The following is a 14,099-nucleotide window of genomic DNA, read 5'->3' as shown; positions in this document are numbered from 1 at the left end:
AATAAGCTTTTATCAATTTAAATATCAACCGCTATGAGTAAAGTTCAAACAATCAACTGCAAAGCAACCAGTAATTTAGACGTTAGCATTCCTGATACAAAAGAACGCAACATTGTGCTGTATTTCTATCCTAAAGATGCCACTTCAGGCTGTACACTTGAAGGTCAAGACTTTAGAGATAATCACCAAGCCTTTGTCGATGCGAATTGCGTAATCTATGGTGTATCAAAAGACAGTATAGTTAGCCATGAAAAATTCAAAAAAAACCAATCCTTTCCGTTTGAGCTAATCTCTGATGAAGACGGCACGCTATGTGAAGCATTTGGCGCTTGGCAATTAAAGTCTAGAAATGGTGAGGAAAAAATGGGCATCGTACGCTCCACCTTTGTTATCAGCCCTGAGGGTGATATCCTTAAATCTTGGGATAAGGTTGCAGTAGGCGGTCATGTTGAAGAAGTTTTAGCAGTGGTTCAATCGCTATGAGCAATGTAGACTTTAACGAGGTTGATAAATTCGCCGCACTTGCTTCTCGCTGGTGGGATAAAAACTCAGAATTTAAACCACTACATGACATTAACCCACTACGCCTTAACTACATCAAAGAGCGCTGTAGCAACACCCTAGCTAACAAAAAGATTTTAGATGTAGGCTGTGGCGGTGGCATTTTAAGTGAGGCGATGGCAAGCGAAGGTGCAACAGTAACTGGCATTGACATGGCTGAAGCGGGACTTGAAGTGGCCAAGCTACACCTATTAGAATCTGGACTAGAAGTTGATTACCAAAAAATCCCAGTAGAAGAGTTGGCTAAAACTCATGCTGGTCAATTTGATGTGGTGACATGTTTGGAGATGTTAGAGCATGTACCTGATCCAAGCTCTATTATTAAAGCTTGTGCTGCGTTAGTTAAGCCTGGTGGACAAGTATTTTTGTCCACCATTAATCGCAATGCCAAATCTTATTTATTTGCCATTATTGGCGCTGAATATGTTCTTAAGCTTTTGCCTCAAGGCACTCACGATTGGGATAAATTTATTCAACCTAGCGAAATGGACGACTATTCAAGACAAGCTGATTTAGCCCTTAAAGGCATGATTGGCATGACTTATAATCCTTTTACTAAGGTATACAAGCTAGAAGATGACGTCAGCGTTAACTACTTGTGCCACTATTCAAAATAACACAATAAATCTGTAATTTTCTTAAAGAAAAGTAGTAAACTTTAGCCAGGCATTTGTTAAAGTTTATTGAGATTTATGAAAAACCTATTGGCTTTATTTTTTTTAACCCTGCATATCAACAGCTACGCCCTTTCGCCCAATGAAATGCTTGTGGTGATTGGCGCGGTTAAATATTACAATGAAAATTGCGGCGGGCTCACCCATAAAGGTATGAGAAAAATGAACAAATCACTCAAACATTTCGATATGGATAACACACCCATTGGTATTTTAGAGAGAAATTCGATGGCTGTTTCTGGCTATCGAACGGCGCAAAAATTTGGCTGTCATGGCACCAAAAACGAAGCTCAAAAAGCAGGATACGGCCAATATATTAATTAAAAAGTGGTACCGTAATCCTTTGGTTGTCCTTCTTTTTCCTCACCCAGCTCCAATACCACAAATGCCACTGCATTAAGCTTTTCATCGGACAAGCTTAAATGTGCTTGTTTAATATTTTTACTCAGCAAATAAAGGCGCAATTTCTCACTCGGAATGAAATACGGCTTGCCATTGTCATTATTGCGAACACTTAAATCTTGAAAACTAACCACTTTGCCAATGCCTGTCCCCAGCGCTTTTGCAAAGGCTTCTTTGGCAGCAAAGCGTTTAGCACAGTATGAGGCGCTATCGCCTTTATTAGCAAACAATGACTGCTCATGTTCAGACAATACACGCCTAACAAAGCCGTCTTTATTCTTGGTTAAGATGTGCTCAACACGCTCAATATTAATGATATCTGTGCCTACGCCGTAAATCACACTCTGGCCTTAAGCATCAGCTCTTTCATTTCGCGCGTTGCCTGCTCAAGTCCTACAAACACCGCTCTGGCAATAATAGAATGACCAATATTTAGCTCCACAATTTCAGGCAATTCAGCAATTGCTGTGGTATTTTCACGTGTCAGCCCATGTCCTGCATTAACTTGTAAGCCAATTGAATGCGCATAGCTTGCCATGGATTTAATTCGCTCAAATTCTTGTTGCTGCTCCGCGCCTTGAGTATTAGCGTAGTGTCCAGTATGCAGCTCAATCACCGGCGCACCACACATCTTAGCTGCATCAATCTGATCTTTTTGTGCATCAATAAAAAGCGATACAATGATATTGGATTCGGCCAGCTGAGCACATACATCTGTCATTCTTGAGATTTGGCTAGCAACTTCAAGCCCGCCTTCGGTGGTCAGCTCTTCACGTTTTTCAGGTACCAAACAGCAATCTTCTGGCTTAATTCTACTGGCAATAGCAATCATCTCATCAGTCGTTGCCATCTCTAAATTCATTTTAGTGGTGAGTTTTTCACGCAGAATTTCTACATCAGAATCTTGAATATGACGCCTATCTTCACGCAAATGCAGAGTGATGCTATCAGCGCCAGATTGCTCGCATAATAACGCCCCGTCAATTGGAGACGGATAGTGGGTGCCACGTGCTTGCCTTAAGGTGGCAATATGGTCAATGTTAATTCCTAAATAAATACTCATAATGGATTATTTGCTAAAAAATAATGCTCGACTTTGCAAGGGTTTGTTGCCTAGTAAAGGGTTTAGTCGCTGACGGTTAAGATCTCTACAGGCCTTGAGCTGTTCTAAATCTGGCATGTTATTAATATCATCTGCTAACAACTGGTTGATTGATTTTCCCAATATTTTACCCGCAACACTTCTAAAAAATCCACCTTGATGCTGATATTCGTAGACTGCATCCAGCTGAATTTCATCCCCCGTCATATCACAGGAAAAATCCACACCATAGCCCAGCTCGGTTAACAGCTGATGCTCAAATAAACGCAACAGCCAGTGACTCGACAAAGACTCGATCGTCGCTAAGTTTTCAATAAATTTTTTATAAATTTCAAACAATTCAAAGTGCGGATCTTGTTCATGCAAAAGTCTTGAAATTAACTCATTCACATACATACCTAAAATCAGATGATCGCCTTTAAGTTGCCTAGGAATATCATCCGCCTCCCAATGATTGAGACTTTTCAAGTCTCCCTTGCCACGATAAGAAATTTTTAAATGTTGAAAGACTTGAATGGGTGTTTTTGAATTGCGCAAGCCTCGACCCACCAGCCTAATTTTGCCGTGCTCAAGCGTAAAAAAATCTAATAACAAAGAACTATCTTTAAAAGCTCTTCGGTGGATTAAAAAAGCCGGAATTAGATCAACTTTTGTCATAATTGCTCGTTAGCAAACATACCTTTCAACTGAAAATTCATTGCATTTCTAGAAGGCACTACAGCCATCCATTTACCCTTACTAAATTCAGCCACAACAAAACTAAAAGATGGATTTTTAATATTTCCCATCCTAAGATCTTGCAATATCAGTTTATTATTATCAATAGCCAAGTTGTAAAAATCACTGGAAAAATCAGCATACTTATTAACCACTTGGCTATTAATATTTTTTAAATAATGACGATTTTCAACTTTGATTTCCATACCTTTGTTTCCAAAAATATCAACAAAATATTGTCTAATATAATCATCCTCCATAATAACAACTCGCCACAACAAACTGTTAAATGGCGTAGGAGTTGCAAAAGACTTGCCATTTGGCACGATTGCTTGCTGGATTAAAAATGTAGATAACAAATACACTTGTGAAAAAATAAGCGCGATTGTATTAAATGAAATATTATGAACAAATAACAGTTTTTTCTTGATGAAAAGATAAGAGATGCTAATTATTAGTGGCAACGTATAAATAGGATCAATCACAAAAATAGATCCTATCATAACTTTAAAATCACTAAAAGGCAGGAACAAAGAAGTGCCGTAAATTGTCAAACTATCTAGAATTGTATGTGTTATTAACACAAGAAAAACTAATAGCCACCAGCGAAAATAGCTAATCAAAGAAAAACACTTATATAGTAATACAGCGATTAACGGGGAAATTAAAGATAAATAAAACAAAGCATGTGAAAAACCTCTATGCTTAATAGTGCTAGTTAAATCATCTGCATGACTAAGAAAAATATCCAGATCTGGAATGGTTGCCACAAGCCCTGAAATAAGTGCAACTTTGGCTGTTTTCTTGGGTGAAACAGCTATTCCAATAGCAGCTCCGAGACTAAATTGAGTAATAGAGTCCATTAACAGTAATTAGTCATAACCTAATGAAGCCAGTGAGCGCTTAGAATCGGACCAGCCGATGGACACCTTAACCCAAAGCCTTAAAAAGACTTTACGTTCTAAAAATCCTTCAATACTTTGTCGTGCTTCGGTGCCAATTGTTTTCAGCATTTCACCCTTATTACCAATAACAATGTTTTTCTGTGATTCTTTCTCAACAAAAATACGTGCGGCAATGCGCTGCATATTGCCGTCTAACTCATACTGCTCGATTTCCACTGTTAAATCGTATGGCAACTCATCATCTAAATGACGCATGAGTTTTTCACGGATAAACTCTGCAACGACAAATTTTTCTGAGCGGTCAGTGACATAATCCGCATCAAAAATCATCTCTTGCTCGGGTAAATGTTTCAAGATTAAAGCTCTCAATGCAGTTGTATCTTTCTTTTGAAATGCTGAGAGCGGGAATAAATCAGTCGGCTGATATTTTTCTGCAATTTTTTCTAAAAAAGGTAGAACTGCTTGAGGAGAGGATAATTTATCAATTTTATTAATACACATAATCACCGGCACATCCACTTGTGAGACATGCTCCAGAACACGTGCATCTTCTTTGGTCCACTTACCCACTTCCACTAGCCATAAGATCATATCCACATCTTTAATGCTAGAACTTGCTGCACGGTTCATATAGGCATTAATAGCTTTTTTATTGCCAATATGCACCCCTGGCGTATCGACAAAGACCATTTGATATTGGTCCGTTGTATCAATCGCATGAATGCGGTGGCGCGTTGTTTGCGGGCGATGAGAAGTAATTGATAACTTTTGTCCAATCAACTCATTAACCAAAGTTGATTTACCAACATTGGGCTTGCCAACAACGGCAATAAATCCTGCCTGAAATCCCATTATTTAATCTCCTTGAGTTTTTTTAAAAGCACCTGTGCACAAGCTTGTTCAGCACGTTTAAGGCTTTTAGCATCTTGGCTTGTTTGCATATTTTGATCCTTTAAAAAACAGTTAACAGTAAAAACAGCGTTATGATCTTTGCCCACTGTTTTAATTAATTCGTATTTAGGTAAAGCGTTACTACGCTTTTGCAAATATTCCTGAAGCTGGGTTTTGGGATCTTTTAGTGAATCGTTTGGATCGATTCCGTCTAAAAGCTCTTTAAACAAAACCAAGATAACGGTATTAATCGTCTCTAAATCAGAATCCAGCAAAATAGCGCCAAAGATAGCCTCAACCGCATCCGCCTGAATTGATTCACGTCGGTAGCCACCACTTTTTAGCTCGCCTGAGCCCAAAATTAATATATCTGCTAAATTTAACGCCAAGCCAAATTTAGCCAATGTTTGGCCTCGAACTAAATGCGATCTCAAACGTGACAGCTTGCCCTCTTCAACATGACTAAAGCGTTTGTACAGCTCTCGTGAAATTACCAGTCCTAAAATACTATCGCCTAAAAATTCTAGACGTTCATTATTTTTCTTACCAACACTACGATGCGTTAACGCCAGCTCGAGCAAAGACAGGTCTTTAAATTGATAGTTGAGTTTTTGTTGTAATTTTTCCATCTATAATGACACAATATTCATTTAACAATTATTTTGTATGTTTTGGCAAGAAGACACCAATGAAGAGCATTTTACGCTTTCTGAGAGGATTCAAGAGGCTAGCTTTAAAATCCAGTCAAAAATATTACCGATGGATCATAGCTTTCTGCTGGCACAAGCCCTGCTTAAACATCTACCTTGGTTGGCAGATATCAATGCTGGTATTCATGATATTGGCGTGGCTGATGGCAATGGCTGGGAGCAAAGCAAAACCGGCGGATTCTACCATCCTTCAAGACGCTCCAAACTCACCTTGCGTATTACTAAAGAGCGTCTAAAAGACGTGCAGTCATTGGTTGGCAAAACCCTTGATTTGGGCGATTATGAAATTAAAGTCGTTAAATTCATCAATAACAAACTGTTGAGTGATCTACCGGTTTTGTTTGCCAAACAAGTTGCCTGCGAGCAAAGTTTGAGTGAAGATGATTTTTTAAAATTATGCTATCAGCAGTTGTCTGAAATGGGGATTCAAGTTAAAAAAATGATGGCCGGCCTTGAGCACAACATTCAAACAGATAACGGCACAATTCACACCAGATCGCTGATGGTGGCCGACCTTAAAAAAGACGAATCCGTCTTATTGCAAGAAAAAGGCCTGGGCGATCATCGCCTACTAGGTTGTGGACTATTCATTCCTCAAAAAGGTATTGAAACCATCGATAGCTAGATCATTTGCATTAGCACGACTTTCACTCTACAATTCTAGGTATCAATCACACAACTCTGGGGAGGAGTTATGCGGACCTTAATTCTAATATTTTCACTACTAATCTTACAACCATCACTAGCCACAGAGCACGTTAAAAAGGCAGAATTTTTAGGCGGTAAAGTCGTTGACGAACTGCCTAATTGGTTTAAAGCCAGCTTCATGGATTTTTCTGAAGACTTGGAAGAGGCAGCAGATGAGGGTAAGCACGTGATGATTTATTTTCACCAAGACGGCTGTCCTTATTGTGCCAAACTCGTACAAGATAATTTTCATGATGATGATTTAGTCGCTAAATTAAAACAAGATTTTGACGTCATTGAAACCAATATGTGGGGGGATCGTGAACTGGTTGATTGGCAAGGAAATGATTACACTGAAAAAGAATTTTCAGCCAAAATGAAAATCCAATTTACACCAACAACTTTGTTTTTAAACTCAAAAGGTGATATTTTGCTTAGGCTTAATGGCTATCAATCGATTGATAAAATGCACGCCACACTTGATTATATTTCCCAAAAAACCTATTTTAATCAATCTTACGCTAGCTACCTTAATAGCCTTAAAAAAGACACCTCAGGCACACTAAATGCCCATGCTATTTTCGAGCAAGGCCCACATATGCTAGCTCGAAACAAGACCCTGCCTGCACAAAAATACTTAGCGGTATTTTTCGAAGAGCCAAATTGTCTAGAATGTAATGATTTTTATCAACAACTCATGCCACTCGAAGAAACTCAAAAGCATCTAAAACAAATGCAAGTTGTACGCTTTAATACACTCTCTGATGAAAAGCTCATCACCCCTGCTGGTAAGCGCACCACCGCTAAAGATTGGTACAATGAGCTGAACCTTACTTACAAACCAGCCATTGTATTTTTTGATAAAACAGGCGAGGAGATTATTCGCAGAGATGCTTTTTTCAAGGCCTATCACACTCACGGAATTATGACTTATGTACTCTCAGGTGAATACAAAACGCAGCCAAACTTCCAGCGTTATCTTGAGCATAAATCAGACATTTTGAGAGAGCAAGGAATCACTGTAGATCTTTGGAAATAGGCTTAAAATACTAATTTAGTAGCTTTTTTTAAAGAAATATTAGCCGTTTGTAAAATTTCTAATATTTTTGCCACCCTTTCGAAAAACAACCTAAAGCAAAGCACTTTCTAGCAAAATAACCTTAAAAAGCACTAAAAACATAACAAAACACCCTAAAATTAGTCGTTTTTTTGAATATTGGGCCAAAAAAAATCGCACTCAAAGTGCGATTTAAATAATTTGTGAAATTTTTTAAACTGATTAAACTTTTTTCACAAATTCTGATTTAAGCTTCATCGCACCAAAGCCAGGAATTTTGCAATCAATATTATGATCACCTTCGCACAGGTGGATGTTTTTAACCTTTGTGCCAACTTTTACTGCGTTTGAAGTGCCTTTGATTTTTAGATCTTTAATAACAGTTACCGTATCACCATCTACCAGTATGTTGCCATTAGCATCCTTAACTACTTCCTCTTGTTCATTCAAATCATCCGCTGAAAATTCATGTGCACATTCAGGGCAAATAAAAAGATTGCCGTCTTCGTAGATATATTCAGATTGGCATTGTGGACAGTTAGGTAGGCTCATAGTTTTCTCTTATACAGTGAATGGATATTTAACCGGATCATGATGTTGATAATCAAGCAACTCAAAATCATCCATGGTAACCCAAGTTTCTAGATCCTCTAGTGTCTTAATTTCTGGATTAATTTTAAGACTTGGCAATGCCAATGGTTCGCGATCCACTTGCTGGTTTTTAAAAATTTCTACTTGATTTTCATACAAATGCACATTAGATAAATGATGGCGCATTTTTTTAGCTTTTTTGCCGGTAATTTGTGCAGTAATCAGTAGCAAGAATGCCACCTGAAAATGATTAAACGGCTGACCTAAGGCGTAATCACTACTACGCTGATAACTCTCTAAATACAAATCATCACCGAGTAAATTAAAATGATGAGTATGCATACACGCCGGCAAACACGCCCGATGAATAAGATTAGGATGATTAAAAGTCATAATCTCACGTCTATCGTCCACACCTTTTGATAGATCTGTCACAATCTTTTTATACTGATCAAGTGGCTCATCATCTTCGATACCAGGAAAAGCTCGCCCAATCACTCCGTAGCACATACCCATATCGTCTTCACCTTTGCGGTGCGGGTTATCTAGCCAAGCTTGGTTGTCATTAGCGTTAGCGTTCCAGGTATTACACCCTATCGCTCTAAATTGAGCCGCAGAGCTATAACCACGAATATAGCCCAACATCTCAGCAATGGCAGATTTCCAAAAAAGCTTTTTGGTGGTGACTACGGGCACGGTACCATCTGACAAATCATGCTCGAAAGTTGCACCAATAATGGTGAGCGTTTTTTGCCCAGTGCGGGCATTCTCCAGCCACACACCTTCGTCTAAAATTTGTTTTCCAATATCAATATATGCTTTCATTTTTTTGCTTTAAAAATAAGATAAACACCTAAAACAATCATCGGTAGGCTTAATAATTGCCCCATGGTAAGCCAATCAAACGCCAAGTAGCCTAACTGCACATCAGGCACTCGAACAAATTCAATTATAAATCTAAAGAGTCCGTAGAAAATTAAAAATAGCGCTGAAACTGACATCAAAGGTCGCGATTTTTGACTATACACCCAAAGAATAATAAACAACACCAGGCCTTCTAAAAAGGCCTCATACAATTGTGATGGATAGCGAGCCACGCCCTGCTCTTGGATAAACATACCTAAAGGACTGGTGGTTACTTTACCCCAAAGCTCACCATTGATAAAATTACCCATTCTACCAAAGCCCAAACCTAACGGCACCAAGGGTGCAACAAAATCCATGGTGGTAAAAAAGCTTTTATGGTATTTTCGATTAAACAGCACCATAGCCAGTAACACGCCTAAAAATCCGCCATGAAATGACATGCCGCCACCTTGAATGGCAAAAATCGAGAGTGGGTCAGATAAAAAATGTGGCAAGTTATAAAACAACATATAACCCAAACGACCGCCAACAATGACACCAATAGCGCCATAGAAAATCAGGTCTTCAACTTGCTGTGGATTCCAATGATCAGATTGCTTAGCGCGATAATTCGCCAAAAAATAAGCCGCTAAAAAAGCGCCGAGATACATTAATCCATACCAATAGATTTGGATAAAACCTAGATCTAGGGCAATGGGATTAATAGTTGGATAAATCATAAATGATTAAGATGGTGTGCTTGAGGTGATTCGAACACCCGACATTTGGCTTCGGAGGCCAACACTCTATCCAGCTGAGCTACAAGCACATATTTGTGCAGAAGTAAGGAAATAACCTGCTTGAGTTAGATATCATCAGCTGTACAAAATACAGCTTGCATGTTGGCTACTAATTTTAAGATTTTGGCGTCTTTTACCTTACATAAAATCTTATTGCCATCACGTCTTGATTCAACAATGTCTTTAGTTCTAAGAATGTCAATATGTTGAGAAATATTTGATTGTGAAGAACCTACTTGTTTTACAATTTCTAAAACAGGCAGTTCGTCATTTTTAAGGGCGCATAAAATCTTCAGGCGTAATGGATGTGCCATCGCTTTTAAGGCTCTTGTTGCCTTTTCAATATCTTCTTCTTTTTCTAATAATGTCATATCACTCATAATTTATTCTCGTGTTTCTGTAGATGGCGAACTAAAGTCGACCTAGCATACCGTATACGCCATATCTTCTTAATTTAATTAACACCATTTTTTGATAATAATTAATCAGGCTGTCATTGTTAAGTACCACATCTGAGATTTTCCAGTCTTGATTGGCCGTTTGATGGAAAACAATATCCAAGAACATGCCGTATGAATAATAACCATTAACCTTTAGCTTAACAGCAATTGAGGCGCCAATCATTGGTCGCGCCGAAATAAACTGGAAAGAAGTAGAGCGCGTTTGTGTAAGTCTTGATAATAATGAAGTAATGATGTTTTTCTTAATTTTATTAGCAAAGTAAGCCTGCTCATCAGCGCCTAAATTTAAATTACTCACTAGTAAAATCTCACTGGCAATATGCTCAAAATCAAATAAAGGCGCCACTTCGGTTTTAATTAAAGTGTTTACAAGTTGTGGTGAATAGGCAGCTACCGTGGTTAATTGATTAAGTTTAACAATGGCAGTTTGAATGGTTTTAACAGGACCTTCTGGCTTTTGAGATTCTGAAACTGGCACTTCAGCAGTGCTTGGCGATTGAATATCTGTTGCATCCTGAGTATCTTCTAAGGCTTCTTGCGCAAAGCTTAAGGTTGATAAAGACAATAATAGGGCTAATAACATCACGTTCAATCTTCTCATTTTTTCTCCATTTAATAAAAACAAAACCAAGTAAAATCTAAAATAATACCTCTTGCTTTACCGTATTATATTTAAACTTCGTATAAGTAAATAACTATATTATGACTTTATTTAATTTTTATAAAACTCCTCTTTTAGCAACCCTATTTATTGCATTATTTTCATTGTCCACTTCTGGTGTAGCAAAAACGGCAGAAGAGGAGCAAAGGCTTGAGGCTTTTTTTAAAGATCTTGAAGCCTTTACTGTAGTTTTTAGCGATATCAAACAGCTATATGTTGAAGATGTTGAAAATAAAGAGTTATTCAACAACGCCATTAAAGGCATGGTCAGTGGCTTAGACCCTCACTCAGTCTATTTAGAACCTAAAGAGCAAAAAAGCCTCATGGAAAGTGCCTCTGGAAAATTTGGCGGCCTAGGTATTGTCATCAGCAAAAAAGACGATGGCATTCAAGTCATCTCTCCAATTGACGATACACCCGCTTACAAAGCTGGCATTCAAGCAGGCGACTTAATTGTAAAAATCGGTGACAAGCCTGTTCGCGGAATGACCTTAGAAGATGGTGTGGACTTGATGCGTGGCGAGCCAGGTACAGATGTACAGATTACCATCCTGAGAGCTAATCAAAAGCCTTTTGTCGTGGATATTACGCGTGAAATTATCACCATTGTAAGTGTTAAGGGCTACCTACTAGAAAAAAATATTGGTTATGTGCGCATCTCAAGCTTTCAAGGTCCAACAGCCGCACTACTCAAAGAAACAATTGCTGAACTAGTTGAGCAAAACGATGGCTACCTTGAGTCTTTAATTTTAGATTTGCGTAACAATCCAGGTGGTGTGTTAGATGGTGCGGTCGATGTATCTAACTTATTCATTGATGAGGCAGGGTTGGTAGTGTACACAAAAGGCAGAATTCCAAGCTCCAACTTAAAGTTTAAAACCGAGCGTGGTGATATCATGCTTGGCTCACCTATTGTTGTTTTAATTAACGAAGGCTCGGCCTCGGCCTCAGAAATTGTTGCCGGCGCCCTGCAAGACCATAAGCGCGCCATTATTATGGGTAACACTTCATTTGGTAAGGGCTCGGTACAAACTATTATTGAGCTAGACAAAGGTTATGGACTTAAAGTAACTACTGCGCGCTACTACACACCTAATGGCCGCTCAATTCAAGCCAAAGGAATTGAGCCAGATATTAAGCTAAAAAATATCAGTCTTGAAAATGAGAAAGAAGAGTCGATCATTGATATCAAAGAAAACGATCTCAATGGCCATCTAGAACAAGAAGATCCAAGCAACATGTCAGAAGCGGAAATTATCAAATTACAGGAAGATAACCAAGCAACGCTTGATAAAAAAGCCATTGAAAAACTTAAAAAAGACTACTTTGTACACGAGGCAAGTAATCTTCTCAAGGCACTAACGGTGTTAGGTCGATAGTTAATGGCAACAACACTGGCAATCGCAAATCAAAAAGGAGGGGTGGGAAAAACCACCACAGCCGTTAATTTAAGTGCTGCTTTAAAAGCGATTAAAAAACGTGTTTTACTCATTGATATCGACCCGCAAGGTAATGCCACCATGGGCTGTGGGGTTGACAAGCACACGCTTGATAATTCTATTTGCGAGTTGCTACTTGATGAATGTAGCATCAATAAAGCCATTGTTCATGTGGATGAATCAGGTATTGATGTACTAGGCTCAAATACTGATTTAATCGCAGCAGAAATCGCATTATTACGTGGGGACAACTCTGAGTTTAAGCTTAAAAATGCCATTAACTCAATAGCCAGCCAATATGATTATATTATTATCGACTGTCCGCCCTCTCTTAACATGCTCACCATTAACGCTTTCACTGCCTCTGATGGGATTATTATCCCTATGCAGTGCGAATATTATGCATTAGAGGGTTTGAGTGCGCTTATGCAAACCATTGAAAAAATCAAAGCCACCACCAATCCAGAGCTTGAGATTACTGGATTAGTGCGAACAATGTATGACACACGCAACAACCTTTCTAACGAAGTATCCTTACAATTACAACAATATTTCTCACATAAAGTCTTTAAAACCATTGTACCTAGAAATGTAAAATTAGCAGAAGCGCCGAGTTTTGGTCAAGATGCAATCAGCTATGCAAGATCATCCAAGGGTGCAATTTCCTATATCTCCTTAGCCAGTGAAGTGCTCAGGAAAACATCAATAAACTAACTATTATGGCAAAAACATCAAAACTCGGTCGTGGATTGGATATTTTATTAGGACAGGTTGGCACTAATAGCGAAAATGCTAATGGTGAAAATAACCTGAAGATGCTAAATGTTGGCAGCCTACAGCGCGGCAAGTTTCAACCTCGAGACGACATAGATACAGAAACACTTAACGAGCTAGCGGCGTCTATTACCTCCCAAGGCGTTATTCAGCCACTGGTTGTTAGAAAGGTTACTTACGATAAGTACGAAATCATCGCTGGTGAGCGTCGTTGGCATGCGGCTCAAATTGCAGGGCTAAGCGAAGTTCCTGTTATTGTGCGCGAAATTGATGACCAAGTAGCGCTCGCCATTGGCCTGATTGAAAACATCCAGCGCGAATCACTAACTCCATTAGAAGAGGCTAAAGCTTTACAGCAGCTAATCGAAGATTTTAAAATGACTCATGAAGAAATTTCAAATGTGGTGGGTCGCTCACGTTCTAGCGTGAGTAATCTTATTCGCCTATTACAACTTGGTGAAGCTTCAAAACAATTACTTGGTCAGAGGAAAATTGAAATGGGTCATGCACGTGCCCTGCTACCCTTAACAGAAGAAAATCAGCTTATGGTAGCTAACCAAGTCATTGCAAAGTCTTTATCTGTGCGTCAAACAGAAGAGCTGGTGAAGCGAGTTTTAACGCCAAAAACAAAAGCTACTGCCTCGATTGAGCCTCATATCTCTGAGCTCATGAGCACCCTATCAAAAACATTCAACTCCAAAACAGAGATTAAAGCAACGGGTGATAAAGGCAAGATCATCATCCATTACAAATCAGAAGACGAGCTTAGCAACATCTTAAAACATATTAATTAGTTTTTGTTTAACTAGGCTCGTCTGAAC

19 protein-coding genes and 1 tRNA gene are annotated in these 14,099 nt (G+C 38.8%); 8 read left to right on the top strand and 12 right to left on the bottom strand.

The annotated features are described in order from the left end of the window. The first annotated feature begins 33 nt into the window (after positions 1 to 33). The 3 genes from SP60_RS07405 (at position 34) to SP60_RS07395 (ending at position 1,559) form a co-directional block, all read left to right on the top strand. Complete coding sequence (locus SP60_RS07405; protein ID WP_053952018.1) at positions 34 to 483, top strand: peroxiredoxin; 450 nt, start codon at positions 34 to 36, stop codon at positions 481 to 483. After that, complete coding sequence (ubiG, locus tag SP60_RS07400; RefSeq protein WP_053952017.1) at positions 480 to 1,178, top strand: bifunctional 2-polyprenyl-6-hydroxyphenol methylase/3-demethylubiquinol 3-O-methyltransferase UbiG; 699 nt, start codon at positions 480 to 482, stop codon at positions 1,176 to 1,178. The genes SP60_RS07405 and ubiG overlap by 4 nt, the downstream gene beginning before the upstream one ends. 75 nt (positions 1,179 to 1,253) lie before the next feature. Beyond that, positions 1,254 to 1,559 (top strand): hypothetical protein, encoded by a 306-nt coding sequence (locus tag SP60_RS07395; RefSeq protein WP_053952016.1) that lies wholly within the window; start codon positions 1,254 to 1,256, stop codon positions 1,557 to 1,559. Here SP60_RS07395 and acpS read toward each other — a convergent pair. The 6 genes from acpS to rnc are packed head-to-tail and all read right to left on the bottom strand — an operon-like array spanning position 1,556 to position 5,881. After that, a complete protein-coding gene (gene acpS / locus SP60_RS07390) occupies positions 1,556 to 1,978 on the bottom strand; it encodes a holo-ACP synthase (protein WP_053952015.1) in 423 nt (140 codons plus the stop codon). The two genes, SP60_RS07395 and acpS, sit on opposite strands and share 4 nt — an antisense overlap. After that, positions 1,975 to 2,700: a pyridoxine 5'-phosphate synthase gene (gene pdxJ / locus SP60_RS07385; RefSeq protein WP_053952014.1), complete on the bottom strand. Its 726-nt coding sequence runs from the start codon at positions 2,698 to 2,700 to the stop codon at positions 1,975 to 1,977. The genes acpS and pdxJ overlap by 4 nt, the downstream gene beginning before the upstream one ends. Before the next feature lie 6 nt (positions 2,701 to 2,706). Beyond that, on the bottom strand, positions 2,707 to 3,396 hold the full coding sequence (gene recO, locus SP60_RS07380) for a DNA repair protein RecO (RefSeq protein ID WP_053952013.1): 690 nt from the start codon (positions 3,394 to 3,396) through the stop codon (positions 2,707 to 2,709). Next, entirely contained in the window at positions 3,393 to 4,319 is a 927-nt protein-coding gene (locus tag SP60_RS07375; protein WP_053952012.1) for a metal-dependent hydrolase, read from the bottom strand. Before SP60_RS07375 ends, recO begins: the two co-directional genes overlap by 4 nt. Positions 4,320 to 4,328: 9 nt before the next feature. Beyond that, complete coding sequence (gene era / locus SP60_RS07370; RefSeq protein ID WP_053952011.1) at positions 4,329 to 5,213, bottom strand: GTPase Era; 885 nt, start codon at positions 5,211 to 5,213, stop codon at positions 4,329 to 4,331. Next, positions 5,213 to 5,881 carry a ribonuclease III gene (gene rnc / locus SP60_RS07365; RefSeq protein ID WP_053952010.1) on the bottom strand — a complete coding sequence of 223 codons (669 nt, stop codon included), beginning with the start codon at positions 5,879 to 5,881 and terminating at the stop codon, positions 5,213 to 5,215. The genes era and rnc overlap by 1 nt, the downstream gene beginning before the upstream one ends. A gap of 37 nt (positions 5,882 to 5,918) precedes the next feature. On the opposite strand from rnc, the gene cas6 reads away from it, so the two are divergent. Together cas6 and SP60_RS07355 are read left to right on the top strand one after the other, a co-directional pair. Continuing rightward, a complete protein-coding gene (gene cas6, locus SP60_RS07360) occupies positions 5,919 to 6,587 on the top strand; it encodes a type I-MYXAN CRISPR-associated protein Cas6/Cmx6 (protein WP_053952009.1) in 669 nt (222 codons plus the stop codon). Positions 6,588 to 6,656: 69 nt separating this feature from the next. Continuing rightward, complete coding sequence (locus SP60_RS07355; protein WP_053952008.1) at positions 6,657 to 7,688, top strand: thioredoxin fold domain-containing protein; 1,032 nt, start codon at positions 6,657 to 6,659, stop codon at positions 7,686 to 7,688. 240 nt (positions 7,689 to 7,928) lie between these two features. On the opposite strand, the gene SP60_RS07350 is transcribed toward SP60_RS07355, so the two are convergent. From SP60_RS07350 to SP60_RS07325, 6 genes are all read right to left on the bottom strand, one after another. Further along, entirely contained in the window at positions 7,929 to 8,258 is a 330-nt protein-coding gene (locus tag SP60_RS07350) for a zinc ribbon domain-containing protein YjdM (RefSeq protein WP_053952007.1), read from the bottom strand. Between the two features lie 9 nt (positions 8,259 to 8,267). Next, complete coding sequence (gene thyA, locus SP60_RS07345) at positions 8,268 to 9,122, bottom strand: thymidylate synthase (protein WP_053952006.1); 855 nt, start codon at positions 9,120 to 9,122, stop codon at positions 8,268 to 8,270. Next, entirely contained in the window at positions 9,119 to 9,883 is a 765-nt protein-coding gene (gene lgt, locus SP60_RS07340) for a prolipoprotein diacylglyceryl transferase (RefSeq protein WP_053952005.1), read from the bottom strand. Before lgt ends, thyA begins: the two co-directional genes overlap by 4 nt. Positions 9,884 to 9,895: 12 nt before the next feature. After that, positions 9,896 to 9,972 (bottom strand) — tRNA-Arg (locus SP60_RS07335). A 36-nt stretch (positions 9,973 to 10,008) separates the two neighbouring features. After that, positions 10,009 to 10,323, bottom strand: coding sequence for an ArsR/SmtB family transcription factor (locus SP60_RS07330; protein WP_053952004.1), 315 nt, complete (start codon positions 10,321 to 10,323; stop codon positions 10,009 to 10,011). A 31-nt stretch (positions 10,324 to 10,354) separates the two neighbouring features. Next, a complete protein-coding gene (locus SP60_RS07325; RefSeq protein WP_053952003.1) occupies positions 10,355 to 11,005 on the bottom strand; it encodes an ABC transporter substrate-binding protein in 651 nt (216 codons plus the stop codon). 101 nt (positions 11,006 to 11,106) lie between these two features. On the opposite strand from SP60_RS07325, the gene SP60_RS07320 reads away from it, so the two are divergent. The 3 genes from SP60_RS07320 to SP60_RS07310 are packed head-to-tail and all read left to right on the top strand — an operon-like array spanning position 11,107 to position 14,072. Then, on the top strand, positions 11,107 to 12,444 hold the full coding sequence (locus tag SP60_RS07320; protein ID WP_053952002.1) for a S41 family peptidase: 1,338 nt from the start codon (positions 11,107 to 11,109) through the stop codon (positions 12,442 to 12,444). A gap of 3 nt (positions 12,445 to 12,447) precedes the next feature. Continuing rightward, on the top strand, positions 12,448 to 13,218 hold the full coding sequence (locus SP60_RS07315) for a ParA family protein (protein WP_053952001.1): 771 nt from the start codon (positions 12,448 to 12,450) through the stop codon (positions 13,216 to 13,218). 5 nt (positions 13,219 to 13,223) lie between these two features. Next, positions 13,224 to 14,072, top strand: a complete 849-nt coding sequence (locus SP60_RS07310) for a ParB/RepB/Spo0J family partition protein (protein ID WP_053952000.1) — start codon at positions 13,224 to 13,226, stop codon at positions 14,070 to 14,072. The last annotated feature ends 27 nt before the right edge of the window (positions 14,073 to 14,099 follow it).

It is taken from the genome of Candidatus Thioglobus autotrophicus, from assembly GCF_001293165.1.
In the GTDB taxonomy this organism is placed as follows: Bacteria; Pseudomonadota; Gammaproteobacteria; order PS1; family Pseudothioglobaceae; genus Thioglobus_A; species Thioglobus_A autotrophicus.
The sequence above is the reverse complement of the archived record's forward strand: the minus strand, read 5'-3'. Positions and strand labels throughout refer to the sequence as shown.

Coding starts and splice junctions, on each gene's coding strand:
- SP60_RS07395 (WP_053952016.1), top strand. CDS start 1,254: ATGAAAAACCTATTGGCTTTATTTTTTTTAACCCTGCATATCAACAGC.
- SP60_RS07350 (WP_053952007.1), bottom strand. CDS start 8,258: ATGAGCCTACCTAACTGTCCACAATGCCAATCTGAATATATCTACGAA.
- rnc (WP_053952010.1), bottom strand. CDS start 5,881: ATGGAAAAATTACAACAAAAACTCAACTATCAATTTAAAGACCTGTCT.
- recO (WP_053952013.1), bottom strand. CDS start 3,396: ATGACAAAAGTTGATCTAATTCCGGCTTTTTTAATCCACCGAAGAGCT.
- SP60_RS07330 (WP_053952004.1), bottom strand. CDS start 10,323: ATGAGTGATATGACATTATTAGAAAAAGAAGAAGATATTGAAAAGGCA.
- SP60_RS07325 (WP_053952003.1), bottom strand. CDS start 11,005: ATGAGAAGATTGAACGTGATGTTATTAGCCCTATTATTGTCTTTATCA.
- SP60_RS07320 (WP_053952002.1), top strand. CDS start 11,107: ATGACTTTATTTAATTTTTATAAAACTCCTCTTTTAGCAACCCTATTT.
- ubiG (WP_053952017.1), top strand. CDS start 480: ATGAGCAATGTAGACTTTAACGAGGTTGATAAATTCGCCGCACTTGCT.
- SP60_RS07355 (WP_053952008.1), top strand. CDS start 6,657: ATGCGGACCTTAATTCTAATATTTTCACTACTAATCTTACAACCATCA.
- cas6 (WP_053952009.1), top strand. CDS start 5,919: ATGTTTTGGCAAGAAGACACCAATGAAGAGCATTTTACGCTTTCTGAG.
- thyA (WP_053952006.1), bottom strand. CDS start 9,122: ATGAAAGCATATATTGATATTGGAAAACAAATTTTAGACGAAGGTGTG.
- pdxJ (WP_053952014.1), bottom strand. CDS start 2,700: ATGAGTATTTATTTAGGAATTAACATTGACCATATTGCCACCTTAAGG.
- SP60_RS07405 (WP_053952018.1), top strand. CDS start 34: ATGAGTAAAGTTCAAACAATCAACTGCAAAGCAACCAGTAATTTAGAC.
- SP60_RS07315 (WP_053952001.1), top strand. CDS start 12,448: ATGGCAACAACACTGGCAATCGCAAATCAAAAAGGAGGGGTGGGAAAA.
- SP60_RS07310 (WP_053952000.1), top strand. CDS start 13,224: ATGGCAAAAACATCAAAACTCGGTCGTGGATTGGATATTTTATTAGGA.
- lgt (WP_053952005.1), bottom strand. CDS start 9,883: ATGATTTATCCAACTATTAATCCCATTGCCCTAGATCTAGGTTTTATC.
- era (WP_053952011.1), bottom strand. CDS start 5,213: ATGGGATTTCAGGCAGGATTTATTGCCGTTGTTGGCAAGCCCAATGTT.
- SP60_RS07375 (WP_053952012.1), bottom strand. CDS start 4,319: ATGGACTCTATTACTCAATTTAGTCTCGGAGCTGCTATTGGAATAGCT.